This window comes from Algoriphagus aquimarinus, from assembly GCF_007997215.1.
Classification (GTDB): domain Bacteria; phylum Bacteroidota; class Bacteroidia; order Cytophagales; family Cyclobacteriaceae; genus Algoriphagus; species Algoriphagus aquimarinus_A.
The window spans coordinates 499,633-514,118 of record NZ_VORW01000001.1 but is presented as its reverse complement, the minus strand read 5'-3'; the positions used below and the strand labels follow the sequence as shown (position 1 = coordinate 514,118).

Annotated in this window: 10 protein-coding genes; 8 read left to right on the top strand and 2 right to left on the bottom strand. The window is 41.1% G+C overall.

Going from position 1 to position 14,486, the window contains the following annotated elements:
• Nucleotides 1-25: 25 nt before the first annotated feature.
• The 4 genes from uvrA to ESV85_RS02340 all read left to right on the top strand — a co-directional run bounded on the left by uvrA (nucleotide 26) and on the right by ESV85_RS02340 (nucleotide 5,618).
• Complete coding sequence (uvrA, locus tag ESV85_RS02355; protein ID WP_146914631.1) at nucleotides 26-2,857, top strand: excinuclease ABC subunit UvrA; 2,832 nt, start codon at nucleotides 26-28, stop codon at nucleotides 2,855-2,857.
• Between the two features lie 80 nt (nucleotides 2,858-2,937).
• Nucleotides 2,938-3,990: a sensor histidine kinase gene (locus ESV85_RS02350; RefSeq protein WP_146914630.1), complete on the top strand. Its 1,053-nt coding sequence runs from the start codon at nucleotides 2,938-2,940 to the stop codon at nucleotides 3,988-3,990.
• Between the two features lie 14 nt (nucleotides 3,991-4,004).
• Nucleotides 4,005-4,739 carry a LytR/AlgR family response regulator transcription factor gene (locus ESV85_RS02345; protein ID WP_146914629.1) on the top strand — a complete coding sequence of 245 codons (735 nt, stop codon included), beginning with the start codon at nucleotides 4,005-4,007 and terminating at the stop codon, nucleotides 4,737-4,739.
• A 123-nt stretch (nucleotides 4,740-4,862) separates the two neighbouring features.
• Complete coding sequence (locus ESV85_RS02340; RefSeq protein WP_146914628.1) at nucleotides 4,863-5,618, top strand: LytR/AlgR family response regulator transcription factor; 756 nt, start codon at nucleotides 4,863-4,865, stop codon at nucleotides 5,616-5,618.
• Between the two features lie 108 nt (nucleotides 5,619-5,726).
• Here ESV85_RS02340 and ESV85_RS02335 read toward each other — a convergent pair whose 3' ends face one another.
• Together ESV85_RS02335 and ESV85_RS02330 are read right to left on the bottom strand one after the other, a co-directional pair.
• Nucleotides 5,727-5,948 carry a hypothetical protein gene (locus tag ESV85_RS02335; RefSeq protein WP_146914627.1) on the bottom strand — a complete coding sequence of 74 codons (222 nt, stop codon included), beginning with the start codon at nucleotides 5,946-5,948 and terminating at the stop codon, nucleotides 5,727-5,729.
• A 311-nt stretch (nucleotides 5,949-6,259) separates the two neighbouring features.
• Entirely contained in the window at nucleotides 6,260-8,503 is a 2,244-nt protein-coding gene (locus ESV85_RS02330; protein ID WP_146914626.1) for a TonB-dependent receptor family protein, read from the bottom strand.
• A 133-nt stretch (nucleotides 8,504-8,636) separates the two neighbouring features.
• Here ESV85_RS02330 and ESV85_RS02325 point away from each other — a divergent pair, with 133 nt between their 5' ends.
• Genes ESV85_RS02325 through ESV85_RS02310 form a run of 4 tightly spaced genes read left to right on the top strand, consistent with a single transcriptional unit; the run spans nucleotide 8,637 to nucleotide 14,481 of the window.
• A complete protein-coding gene (locus ESV85_RS02325; protein ID WP_146914625.1) occupies nucleotides 8,637-10,685 on the top strand; it encodes an alpha-L-fucosidase in 2,049 nt (682 codons plus the stop codon).
• A gap of 55 nt (nucleotides 10,686-10,740) precedes the next feature.
• Nucleotides 10,741-12,147, top strand: a complete 1,407-nt coding sequence (locus ESV85_RS02320) for a sulfatase (RefSeq protein WP_146914624.1) — start codon at nucleotides 10,741-10,743, stop codon at nucleotides 12,145-12,147.
• A 53-nt stretch (nucleotides 12,148-12,200) separates the two neighbouring features.
• On the top strand, nucleotides 12,201-12,773 hold the full coding sequence (locus tag ESV85_RS02315) for a gluconate 2-dehydrogenase subunit 3 family protein (protein ID WP_146914623.1): 573 nt from the start codon (nucleotides 12,201-12,203) through the stop codon (nucleotides 12,771-12,773).
• A complete protein-coding gene (locus ESV85_RS02310) occupies nucleotides 12,766-14,481 on the top strand; it encodes a GMC oxidoreductase (RefSeq protein ID WP_146914622.1) in 1,716 nt (571 codons plus the stop codon). The genes ESV85_RS02315 and ESV85_RS02310 overlap by 8 nt, the downstream gene beginning before the upstream one ends.
• Nucleotides 14,482-14,486: the final 5 nt, after the last annotated feature.

The following is a 14,486-nucleotide window of genomic DNA, read 5'->3' as shown; positions in this document are numbered from 1 at the left end:
GCCGTTTAAAATTGCCTGCCGATTTATGAGTAAAGTCACTCCTGCAAAGGAAGAATACATAGAGATTTTTGGAGCCCGAGAGCATAATCTTAAAAACCTAGACCTGAAAATTCCCCGCAATAAGCTTGTGGTAATAACTGGTCTGAGTGGTAGTGGCAAAAGTTCGTTGGCTTTTGACACGATCTATGCCGAAGGTCAGCGCCGCTATATGGAATCGTTTTCAGCTTACGCCAGATCATTCCTCGGAGGTATGGAGCGCCCAGATGTGGACAAGATCAACGGGCTTTCTCCTGTTATTGCGATAGAGCAAAAGACCACTTCCAAAAATCCTCGCTCTACAGTGGGCACGGTAACGGAGATTTACGATTTCATGCGTTTACTTTATGCTAGGGCTGGCGACGCTTATTCTTACCTCACTGGATCCAAAATGGTGAGACAAACTGAAGATCAGATCATCGACTTGCTGTTTACTAATTTTTTGGACCAAAAGCTTTACGTACTTGCTCCAGTAGTAAAAGGCAGAAAAGGACATTACAGAGAGCTTTTTGAGCAAATCCGAAAAATGGGATTTTCAAAAGTTCGTGTAGATGGGGTAGTGATGGAGATGGTGCCCAAAATGCAGGTGGATCGATATAAAATCCACGATATAGAGATTGTTATCGATCGAATCGTGGCTGAAGAATCCGATCGATTCCGCATTACACAATCTCTCAAGTCTGCCTTGCAGCATGGGAAAGGAGTCCTTATGATTCGGGACGAAGAGGGTGAAATTCACCACTTTTCCAAGTATCTCATGGATCCAGAAACTGGCTTGTCTTATGACGAACCAGCACCGAATACATTTTCTTTCAATAGCCCATATGGAGCTTGCCCAACCTGTAATGGTTTAGGAGTAACGGAAGAAATCACCCGAGAAAGCATCATTCCTGATCCAAACCTTAGCATCACTAGAGGTGGAATCGCTCCATTGGGTGAGTATAGAGATATTTGGATTTTCAAGAAAATAGAAGCTATTCTAAAGCACTACAAGTGTAGCATGAGTACTCCGATCAAAGATCTTCCGGATAATGTCGTGGAGATCCTTCTTAATGGAGATAAAATTGAAGTGGCTGTTGATTCGGTGAAGCATCCTGGTACAAAATGGCATACGACCTTTGAAGGGATTATTAATTTCCTCAAGAAGTACCAAGAAGGAAGTTCTGATAAAATACAGGATTGGATAAGTGAATTTACCATTATTCAAACCTGCCCAGAATGTGATGGTTATCGCCTAAAGAAAGAAGCTCTCCACATCAAAATCGATGAAAAACACATCGGGCAGTTAGCTTTGATGGATATTCGTTCGCTAGGAGAATGGTTTGTTGGGCTGGAAAGTAGACTCTCCGAAAAGCAAAATATCATTGCATCTGAAGTGCTGAAAGAAATTCGGAAAAGAATCGGATTTCTACTCGATATAGGATTGGATTATTTATCACTCAATAGACCCTTAAGGACACTTTCTGGAGGTGAAGCTCAGCGGATTAGACTTGCCACTCAGATTGGTACTCAGCTTGTTGGAGTGCTTTATATTTTGGATGAGCCAAGCATTGGACTACATCAGCGTGATAACGAAAAGCTAATTCATGCGCTTCAAAGTTTGCGGGATCTTGGCAATTCAGTTTTGGTCGTGGAGCACGACAAAGACATGATGTTAGCTTCAGATTATTTGCTAGACATGGGGCCTGGAGCTGGGCGTCATGGTGGACATATTGTGGCTGATGGTACGCCAAAAGAGATATTGAAAACAGAGGGGGTCACTGCCAGATATTTATCCGGAAAGCTAGGGTTGCCAGTTCCAAAAGAGCGACGAGATGGGAAAGGATTAGAACTACTAATCAAAGGAGCAACAGGGAATAATCTTAAGAATATTGATCTCAAATTACCTCTAGGGACGCTAATTTGTATTACAGGAGTTTCTGGATCTGGAAAAAGTACCCTGATCCATGAGACGCTTTACCCTATTTTGAATCAGGAAATCTACCATTCCAAGAAAAACCCAATGCCCTACGAAAGTGTAAGCGGTTTGGAACATTTGGACAAGGTGATAGAAGTGGATCAATCTCCGATTGGCAGAACGCCACGTTCTAATCCAGCTACGTATACAGGCGTATTTTCAGATATCAGAACACTTTTCACAGAACTCCCAGAAGCCAAAATCAGAGGCTATAAACCTGGTCGTTTTTCTTTCAATGTAAAAGGAGGAAGATGTGAGGATTGCGAAGGTGCCGGAATGAAACTGATAGAGATGGATTTCTTGCCAGACGTACACGTGCCTTGTGAAACCTGCAAAGGCAAACGATATAACCGTGAGACGTTGGAGATCCGGTACAAAGGAAAATCGATTTCCGATGTGCTTGATATGACTGTGGAACAGGCAGTAGAATTCTTCGATAAACTGCCAAAAATCCTCAGAAAGATAAAGACGCTAAATGACGTAGGCTTGGGTTACATTACTCTTGGTCAGCACGCTACGACTCTTTCTGGTGGAGAAGCTCAGCGTGTCAAATTGGCAACAGAACTTTCTAAAAAAGATACGGGTAAGACTTTCTATATTCTTGATGAACCGACTACAGGACTACATTTCCAAGATATAGAATTATTGATGCTAGTGGTAAATGGGTTAGTGTCAAAAGGAAATACTGTTTTGATCATCGAACATAATATGGATGTGATCAAAATGGCAGATCATATAGTAGACCTGGGGCCTGAAGGAGGAAATAAGGGTGGAACAATCGTAGTTCAAGGGACACCTGAAAAGGTCGCTGCCACGGCAAAAAGCTACACAGGAAAATTCCTTAAAATGGAATTAAATAGCTAACAAGGGTGAAAATCAATGCTATCCTCCTTTTATCAAATTAAAAATGGGGATACAGTCTGGTTATTTAACTTTGGGCGATTATGAACAGAATTAAGTTGTATTGGTTATTGCAAGTACTTGGTTGGGGCGGTTTTGCCTTGGTGAGTATTTTCTTAGCTACTCTTTCGAGGGGAGTCACAGCTGTTCAAATCTGGGCTTTCATTGTTCTGGCAGCGACCAACTTAATTTCCACACATTTTCTCCGCTACATAGTCAAAACGTACAATTGGTTTAAGTTGAGTATTCCTCAGCTTTTGTTCCAATCTTTTTTGGCAATTATAGCGTTGTCATTTGTCAATATAGTAGCCCAAATCTTTATCAACATTGCTTTTGGCACGTTAAGTCCAGCACTGGATTTTAAGATATTGGTGATTTTAGCCAACCTTTTCCAAGCGATATTACTTTTCGCTCTTTGGTTTCTAGTGTACTTTTTGGTTCACTTCCTGGATAATTACAACTCCACTCTTAAGTACGAAGCAAAAATAAATGAGATCAGACTTAATCACCTGAAAAGCCAGCTTAACCCGCATTTCATTTTCAATGCACTGAACAGCGTCAGAGCCTTAGTCGATGAAGATCCTATAAAAGCAAAAACTGCCATCACTCGAATTTCGAATATGCTACGCTTTTCATTGATGATGGATAAAAAGCAGACCATAGAATTTGGAGATGAGTTAAATACTGTAAAAGACTACTTAGAGCTTGAATCGATTCGATTTGAGGAAAGGCTCGAAGTCGTTTATCACATTGAGGATGAGTCCTACAGTTATAAAATTCCTCCTATGATGCTGCAGACCATTGTAGAAAATGGAATTAAGCACGGCGTATCTAATCTTGTAAAAGGCGGTGTGATCGAGATCAAATGTAGGGAGGGTCTCAATGATGATTTGTATATCCAAGTAAAAAATAGTGGCCAGCTTACACAGCCCCCATCTTTGAAATCAAAGGACGAACAAGGTCACGGATTAAGTAATACAGTACAAAGACTTAAGCTTATTTATGGTGATAAAGCAAGCTTCCGTATCTTTAACTCAGGAAATCAATTCGTTATTACTGAAATAAAGATTCCAAAACAAAAAGTTACATTCGAATAACCAACTCAACAAAAATGCGAGCCATTGTAATTGATGATGAAAGATTAGCCCGTAAGGAGCTAATCACCCTCTTAAATCAACTTGAAAGTGTAGAAGTAGTAGGTGAAGCGGTCAACGTGGATGATGCAAAAGAAAAAATTGATCAACTAAATCCTGACGTCATTTTTCTAGACATCCAAATGCCCGAGAAAACCGGCTTTGAACTTTTGGAAGAACTGGATAATGTGCCTCATGTGATATTTACCACTGCTTATGATGAATATGCTTTGAAGGCATTTCAGGTAAATGCACTGGATTATCTATTGAAGCCAATCGAGCCAAAGCGTTTGGAGGAAGCGATCACAAAACTTCAAGGAAAGATCGACGGTTTTACCAAAAATGAGGAAAATCCGTCTACTTATAACCATAAAAAGCTAACGCTGGACGACCAAGTTTTTGTTAAAGACGGTGATCGTTGTTGGTTTGTGAGGCTATCGAATGTTCGATTATTTGAATCTGATGGAAACTACATCAAGGTTTATTTTGACAATTTTAAACCGATGATTCATAAATCTCTCAATGCTCTGGATGAGCGTCTGGACGAGAAATCTTTCTTCCGAGCAAGTAGAAAACACATCATCAACTTAGGATGGGTGGAAGGTATTGAGCCGTGGTTTAATGGAGGTTTAGTAGTGACACTTAAAGGTGGGGATAGAATCGAAGTAAGCCGGAGACAGGCAGCGAGATTTAAAGAAATGATGAGCCTTTAATTATTTCATAACCAAATAAAAGCATTTGATTTCACTGAGAAAATCTGTAACTAGAGAATAATTGCTAAAAGCAGTCTCAATTATTAGTTTACACCCCTAAAACGCAACATCTGCTAGCTAATTATGAAAGAAGAGCGGATTCTAATCGTCGAAGACGATGTAAGTATCGCAGAAAATATTCAGGAGATTTTAGAACTCCTAGGTTATGTCAATACAGACATCGCAAATTCTGCTAATCAGTGTATTAAAATCATCAAAAAATATCGTCCCGATTTGATATTCATGGATATCAAACTAAAGGGAGACAAAGATGGAATCGAACTTGGTGAGATTGTAAAACAAATGGTGGATGCACCGCTAGTTTATGTGACATCATACTCAGATCCCACTATAATTGAGCGAGCCAAAAGAATAAATCCCGCTGGATTTATCGTAAAGCCATTCAATACAAATGATATTCATGCTATCGTAGAGATTGTACTTTATAATAAGCGTACAAAGCCAACAACGGAAGCTGCGGCAGTTACCGCTTCAAATGACAGTCCTTATCTAGTAACTGATGCTGTTTTCATCAAAGCTGACAATGCTTTCGAACGTGTATCTTATGATGATATATATTATATAGAAGCTAATGGCAACATGGTCACTATTTTTACCAAAAATAGAGACTACAATATTCGCAAATCAATGAAAGAGATAGAGGAAATTCTCCCATCTCAATTATTTCTGCGAGTGCAAAAGTCTTTCATTGTTCATCTTGGGCAAGTGGAAAGCTTCAATACCAAAGAAATCACACTCCAATCTGGAGCAATGGTGCAAGTAGGCAGGCAGTACTACAATAGTTTCCTAGCGAAGCTAAGTACCATCACAGAAAGTTAAAATAAAGACAAAAAGGCGGGTAATAACCCGCCTCTTTAGTTTAACCAAACAATCAACCAAATTAACCCTTACGAAGGTTGTCTTAAGGAATTGCTTCCTGTTAAATTGTTAAAAGACCGTTATTCTGGGCTTTAATTGTCGTTGCTCATAAGCTTGATCAGCTTTTTGAAATGTATTCTCGCCTGTATTGTAAGTTGGTTTAGTATATTCAATAAGGGCAGTATGCTTTGCTAGTTTTGTTTCTACTGCTGCTTTCCAAACAATCGTAATTGCCATAAAGAAGCCCAATGCAGCACAAATATTTTTCTGGGAAAATAGTGAAGATAACATGGCAGTAATAGTTTAGTTTAATATCTATATTCTCTATATGCCAAAAAGAGACCCAAATTCACAACCTACTGAAAATATGATAGTTAGATAAAAAATTTGCTTATTGTATGTACGCTTGTGAACACCAAATCCTCAGGTACGAACATTTAGCTAAAAAATAGGATAATGCTTTATAAAAAGCTCCCGCCCCCTTATATTGAAGCTCCTTGTTCAAAAAGTGCCAAGAATCCAAGGGGGAGTTGCTCCGATCTTGATTCTTGGCTCTAGCTTCTAAAATCTATTGTCTTACGTCTAGCTACTAGCGTCTATACTTAATACACAAACGCCACTTTTACTCCTCCATACCAATTCCTTATCGGAGCAGGCTGATAGTATCTTCCGCCAAAGGGATTGAGGTCATTGCCCAGCGAATAGCTTTCGTCTAGTAAATTATCCGCACCAGCAAAGGCTTCTAATTCCCACTTTCCAGCAAAGCTTCGCGCCCAGCCAAATCTCATATTTACCAAATTGTAGGCATCCTGATAGACTGTATTCGCATCGTTGAGAGGAATTTCATCTACATATTGGTGGGTGAAGTTCAGGTAAAACCCAGGTGACGTTCGAAGGTCCAAGCGGGTAACCAATGTGTTTGGAGAAACTCCAGTCAGGTCATTTCCAGAGAAATCATTGTCTCCTTTTTGATAATCATTGAATGTGAAATAATTCCCGGTGAACGCAGTACCTATTTTCAGATTACGTACAAAAGCAGTTTCATTTCTTATCAAAGCATAATCAATTGCTGCTTCTATCCCTTTCTGATCCGTAGATCCCGCATTTCTGAAAAGCACTACGCCCTGAGAATTAGTGTACGTCGTGATGGTTTGATCGAGTTTGAAGTAAAAAGCTGTCAAGTCTAGATTCAACTTTCCTTTACCTCGTCTATAGCCAAGTTCATAATTCAAACCTTTTTCGGCCTCCAGATCAAGATTCAAACTTCCCTCGTTCGTACGAACCTCATCAATGGTCGGTGGAGAAAAGCCACTGCTTATACTTCCATAAACTCCTGAATAATCATTGAACTGATAATTCAGTGCAAAACGTGGAACTACAATCGGATCGAATTTTCTTGTCTGCAAACCTGTAGTTCCTCCCGAAGCATCGATTTGGCGATCGATCTCCAGGCTGCTGAAATTCTCGCTCAGTGCGAAGGTCAGCATAAAATTTTCCAACAAATCCCATTCTGCCTGCTGAAACAAAAATCCTTGGGTTGCCCGAAGTTTATCTGCAAATCTCACGGTGTCTGCTACGCCATTAACATTTCCAAAATTCTGGGCATCTGTCAAGCTGGTTTGATATTCTCCTCCAGCTATTATTCTAACGTCTTTTCCAGCTAGTTTTCCATCAAAAGTGAATTTTGTTCTTCCTCCAAATCCAAAACCCAGTTCTTTTTTGTAATCCAATATAAATGGATTTTCGAAGTCATTTGTGTTAAGGTAAAGCGTAGTAGAGTTTTTGATCTTCGAAGTGAATCTATACAAGTGCCCGATAGAGGCGAAGACAGATTGCTGGGAAATCGAGCTGTTTTGATTTACTGATCCAGATCTAGCTCGAGTAGGATCTTCAGCTAGTTGGTCAGCATTGAGCGCTCCTGGGATCTGGTAATTTAGGTCGGAGATCAATAGTTGGGTTCTGATTTCCTGTTTATCTGAAACGGAGAAAAATCCCCCCAACTGAAATACTTGTCTATCCATAGCTGAATGCTCTCGATAGCCATCTGCTTTTTGGCTGACATAAGAAGCCTCAAATCCACCATTTCCCACTTGCTGAGAAATCCCCAATCTATAGCGAGTCATACCAAAATCTCCAACCATAAAATCAGCGGACACTCTTCCTCCATTAGGATTTGCGGGACTATAAAGATTTACTACACCACCATTTCCAGCACCGTAGATACTTCCTGATGGACCTTTGATGACCTCGGCATTCCGGATATTGGAAAGATCTAATAAATTCAAAGCTGTAGTCCCATCAGGCGAAGTGAAAGGAACTTCATTCCAATATACTTTTACATTTCTCACTCCAAATGGAGCCCGTAGTGAACTCCCACGAATAGAAATTCTATAACTGGCCGGAGCTCTCTCTTCGATGCGGATGCCTGGTTTTGTATTGAATGAATTGACAATGGAAGTTTCATTGAAGCGGTTGAAATCTTGTTCTGAAACTACAGCGATTGCAGCAGATTGCTCCAAAAGTGGTCGCTCCGATTCAAATGCCGAAACTGTAATTTCTGAAAGGCTTATGATTTCCTTTGTAAGCATGACGATTGACAGCTTTCCAGGGCTGATTTCCTTCTGCACTCTGTCATATCCTTCCACTTCAAAGCGAATAAGCATTTTCTCAGCCGAAGAAATTTGTATTTCCCCTCCGATATTACTCGTAGCTAAGTAAGTGCCATTGGAACTGGCGCGTACATTGTCAATTGGTAGGCGGGTACTGGCATCCACCACTTTTACCTGGATCTGACCATGAGCCAAACTGGCAAATAGTAGAAATATCAACGTAAAAATTCTATACATAAGCGCAAATTAAGGGGTTTCGCGCGAAGATAACATTGACATTCCACCAAAAATCATTTCTAAAGTCTTTAGATTAGAAACTTCTTTCGATCTTGAGGCATAAGCCCTAATTTTCTTGCATAATTTACTTCCAATGAAAAAAATACTTTGGCCAGGACTTTTGTTGATACTTACCTTCTGTCAAGAAAAAGTTGCTCCACCGACTGCTGTTCTTCCTATTCCGGATGCAAAGCAGATCGCCTGGCAAGAACTGGAATATTACGGCTTTGTGCATTTCAATATGAATACATTCTCTGATAGAGAGTGGGGTTTTGGAGATGAAAAACCTGAGATGTTCAATCCGACAGATCTTCAACCAAGGCAATGGGCAAAAGTAGCTTCTGAAGCTGGAATGAAAGGACTAATCATCACAGCAAAGCACCACGATGGCTTTGTACTTTGGCCTTCAGCCTACACGGAGCATTCTATCAAAAATAGCCCTTGGAAAGACGGCAAAGGTGATTTGATCAAAGAACTAGCTGAAGCATGTAAGGAATATGGCTTGAAGTTCGGGATTTATTATTCGCCTTGGGATAGAAATCACCCTGACTATGGCAAACCAGAATACATTACCTACATGAGAAATCAGCTGACTGAGTTGTTTTCTAATTATGGAGATATTTTCGAAGTCTGGTTTGATGGAGCAAACGGGGGTGATGGCTATTATGGCGGAGCAAATGAAGCCCGCAAGGTTGATAAATTAACTTACTACGACTGGCCAAATACCTACAAGCTGGTACGTGAATTACAACCTGGGGCGATGATGTTCAGCGACGGCGGGCCCGATGTGCGTTGGGTCGGGAATGAGCATGGCTTTGCTTACGAATCTACTTGGTCTAATCTTATGCGTGATTCTGTCTACGCTGGAATGCCAGAGTATCCAGAAAAGTATGCAACTGGCCAAGAGAATGGCACCCACTGGGTTCCAGTGGAAGCAGATGTATCTATTCGCCCAGGGTGGTACTATCATAAGTATGAGGATCACAAAGTGCGTACACTCCCTCAACTCTTAGAAATCTATTATAAAAGTATTGGCAGAAACTCCTCCTTGCTAATCAACTTTCCTGTGGATACCCGAGGTTTGATTCATGAAAATGATGTGGAGGCGATTATGAATCTTTCTAAGAAAGTAAAAGAAGATTTTGCTGTAAATCTAGCTGCTCAAGCAATAGCAAGTGCAGATGATGAGCGGGGCAAAGGTTATGAGGTAGAAAATGTGCTGGACGATGACTACGAAACCTATTGGACTACTCCTGATGGCGGGAAAACTGGAAAAATAGTAATTGATTTTGGCAAGGAGACTACCTTCAATAGACTTATGATCCAAGAATACACTCCACTTGGTCAGCGAGTGAAATCCTTCGTACTAGAGAAAGAAGTGAATGGAAACTGGGAGAAAATTGCTGAAGGGACTACGGTTGGACATAAGCGAATTCTTAGATTTCCAGATGTGTCGGCTTCTAAAATACAGGTTAAATTCACTGACGGAAAGGATATTCCAGTAATCTCCAAAGTAGGGATTTACAATGCACCTAAACTTCTGCTTCCTCCGAGCTATTCTAGAGCTACGACAGGAGAAGTTACATTGAGATCTCCAGATGAAGGTTTGGAGGTTTATTATACGCTAGATGGCTCAGAACCTAGCGCCGAAACCCAGAGATACACAGCTTCTTTTCAAGTCGATAAAGCGAGCACTTTGCAAGCTGTTTCAATCGAGCCCGAGTCTGGAAAGAAAAGTGAGGCTCTTCGAGTGGACGTGGATCTATCCAAAGCAAAATGGATTGGGACTATCAAGCAATCCATGAAAGCAATTGATGAAAATGCAGGATCTTACTTTACGAGTGATGATAATAGCCTAACAGTGGACATGGGCGAGTCTGTATCCCTGAAAGGATTTACCTATCTCCCAATGCAAGGAAGATATCCAAGTGGATTTATTACCAATTATATATTTGAAACAAGCCTTGATGGTAAATCTTGGTCACAAGTCGCTGCTGGAGAATTCTCAAATATTGTCAATAGCCCTGTAGAGCAAACCATTCGATTTGATGAAGTAAAAGCAAGGTTTATCCGCTTGAAAGCAAGTAAAACCGCTGATGAAAATCCAGCAACTTTCGCAGAAGTGGGAGTCTTAACTCGTTAAGTTTAACTCTTTCAAAAATTATTCGATACGGGAAAATAGAATCCTCCACCTCAGTATGAACAGCAAATTATTAGCCCTCATCGGGTCAGTTATTCTTCTTTCCTCTTGTAATAAGGAGCAGCAGGTTTCTATAGCAGCTCCTTCTAAGCCGAATATCTTGGTGATTCTTTCTGATGATCAGGGCACGTTGGATTTGAACAGTTATGGATCCACGGATTTGTCAACGCCAAACTTGGATCGCTTGGCTGCTTCAGGAGTTCGGTTCACGCAATTTTATGCAGTTGCTCCAGTGTGCTCACCTTCCAGAGCAGGGCTTTTGACAGGTAGATATAATTATAATGCTGGTCTTTATGGCAATGTAGATATTCCGGATCATGATCCGGAGGGGAAATCTGGAATGCCTACAGAGCAAATTACCATGGCGGAGCTTTTCAAACCTGCGGGTTATAGAACAGCTGCCATCGGTAAATGGCATTTGGGGCACAGTCCAGACAAACTTCCGAATGGTCAAGGCTTCGATTATTTCTTTGGACATCAAAGAGGATGCATCGATAACTATTCCCATTATTTTTTCTGGAGCGGGCCAAACCTGCATGATTTGTATCAAAATGATAAAGAGATCTATCGCCCAGGCGAATTCTTTGGAGACCTGATGGTAGAGGAAGTGAAGTATTTCACCCAGCCATCTGCTGATCCCTTTTTCATCTATTGGGCTATCAATATGCCACATTATCCCTATCAAGGAAGACCAAGTTGGTTGGAGCATTATAAGGATTTGCCTAGTCCGCGTAGAGAGTATGCTGCGTTCATTTCTACTTTGGATGAATTAGTAGGAAATGTGCTGGATCATTTGGAGCAAACAGGTCAGTTGGAGAACACGATTATCGTTTTCCAATCCGATCATGGACATAGTACAGAGGAGCGGGCATATTTCGGAGGGGGAAACGCTGGACCTTTCAATGGTGCCAAGTTTAGTATGTTAGAAGGGGGCCTACGTGTACCGGCTATTATCTCATGGCCTGGTGGTGATCTTCCCAAAGGGCAAGTTCGAAACCAATGGGCTGGAAGCGTGGATTGGTTCCCAACACTCGCCGATCTGGCAGAGGTTGATGTACCAAATCCGACTGAAATGGACGGTATTAGTTTAAGAGAAGTAATCTATGACAATGTGGATTCAGGTCACGATGTGATGCACTGGGCTACTGGAAATCCTGAAGCGACTACTAACTCTTGGGCAGTAAGGAAAGGGCCTTGGAAACTGCTTGGTAACCCACAAGATCCAGCAAAGAAGTTGATCTTCACGGATGAGGATAAACTCTATCTAGTTAATCTTTCTCAAGATAGTACTGAGTCGAAAAATCTGAGAATGGAACATCCTGAAGTTGCATCTGAATTATTGGTGCTTCATGAAGATTGGCTAAAAGGAGTTCTAGGCAACCGGTCAAAATTAAGTGGTAATTAATCATTGATTTGCCTACATTAAAGGCCCGATTTATAACCCAAAACCTATAAACCATGAATAGAAGAATCGCCCTAAGGCATCTTGCATTGATTTCTGGAGGACTGGCTTTCATTCCGTCCTGTGATTTCAGTTCAGATGATATCTTAGCCGCATATGAGAATCTCAAGGTTACTGCTTCGCAAAAGCAACTCTTGGGAGCAATCTCAGATACAATTATACCAGCCGGAGAATTAAAAGGGGCACTAGAGTTAGAAGTGCCTGATTTCATTTTAGTGATGGTAAATGATTGCATGAATACTGAAAATCAAATGCTTTTCAGCGCAGGACTTACTGCTTTCCCTGACTTCACCAAAAACACTGCTGGGAAAAAATTTGATCAGCTGAGCACAAAGGAGAAAGAAGACCTGATTCAAACTGGCATAGATCTTAAGCCAGCTGAGACTCCAGAAGGAGAGAAAGACAAAGCTGTTTCATATTTCCTTAATACGACCAAGCGACTTACTATGCAAGGCTACATGGCCTCAGAGTACATTCAGACAGAAGTTATTCCTTACTCACTCATTCCTGGTCCATACAATGGTTCAGCTCTAATCTCAGAAATTCAAAAATCTAGAATCAATGGCTAATCTGAATATTCGAAACAAACAAGAACGAACATATCAAGCCATTGTCGTCGGTTCAGGAGCCAGCGGCGGATGGGCAGCCAAGGAATTTGGTGACTTAGGCGTGAAAACTCTTTTGCTCGAGAGAGGAAGAGATGTAAAGCATATCAAGGATTATCCTACTACCAATATGCTTCCTTATGAATTCAAACATAGAGGAAAACTTCCACAGGCAGTATTGGATGAAAACCCAATTGTAGCCAAATGCTACGCATTTGGTGAAGATTCTGAGCACTTTTTTGCGAAAGACGCTGAGCAACCTTACATCCAAGAAAAGCCATTTGATTGGATCAAAGGCTATCAGGTAGGTGGAAAATCTCTGCTATGGGCGAGACAAGTTCAGCGCTGGTCAGATTATGATTTCGAAGGACCTGCAAGAGATGGTTTTGCAGTAGATTGGCCAATTCGATACAAAGATATGGCGCCTTGGTACAGCCATGTAGAGAAATTTGCGGGAGTATCAGGAAATAGAGATGGGATTGACACTTTGCCAGACGGAGAGTTTTTGCCAGCCTATGATTTGAATATCGTAGAAAAGCACTTCGCTCAGAAAATGAAAGATGTATATGGGGATCGTCACATGATTTCTTCTCGATGTGCACACATTCATGAACCAAGACCAGAATTTACTGCTCAAGGTCGTGCGTCCTGCCAAAACAGAAATCTTTGCCAGCGAGGCTGCCCTTTTGGAGGATATTTCAGTAGTAACTCTTCTACTATTCCATGGGCTTTGAAAAGTGGAAATGTGACTTTGAGACCAGATTCGGTAGTCCACTCTGTGATATATGACGATGAAAAAGGCAAAGCAACTGGCGTAAGAGTGATCGATGCCCACACCAAAGAAGTGGAGGAATTTTATGCAGATGTAATCTTCATCAATGCCGCTGCGATTAACTCCAATGCTATTTTGATGAATTCCACTTCTGCTAGATTTCCTAATGGACTTGGAAATGACAGTGGTGTGTTGGGTAAATATTTCGCATTCCATAATTATAGAGCGGGAGTAAGTGCTTCTTATGATGGATTTATGGAATATACTACCTCTGGTGGCCGACCGACTAGCGGCTATATTCCGCGATTCAGAAATGTGAAAAAGCAGGAGACAGATTTTCTACGAGGTTATGCAGGAGGATTTAGTGCCTACAGAGGTGGAGGCTATGTGGCCGACGCAAGAGTAGGAATGGATTTGAAAAATAGTATGCTGAATAAAACCCCACCAGATGGCCCATGGAGAGTTGGTTCACACATGATGGGGGAGACGATTCCAAAAGAATCCAATTACATCGCTTTGGACAAAGATAAGCTTGATCCGTATGGTCTTCCAACCTTGAAATTCAATGTGGCTTATGATGATAATGACGAGAAAATGATCATTGATTATCAAGAGCAAATATCAGAAATGTTCTCAAAGGCTGGTTTCACGGATATTTCTGTGCGTGATGATCATCGTGTTCCAGGCTTGGATATTCACGAAATGGGTGGAGTGAGAATGGGTAAAGATCCAAAAACTTCCATGCTTAACGGGAACCATCAGCTTCATGCAGTGCCGAACGTGTACGTGACTGACGGAGCTTCGATGACTTCTACTTCTACTCAGAATCCTACATTGACCTACATGGCTTTTGCGGCTAGGGCAGCGCATCATGCGGTAAACGAAAGCAAAAAAGGATAATTAAT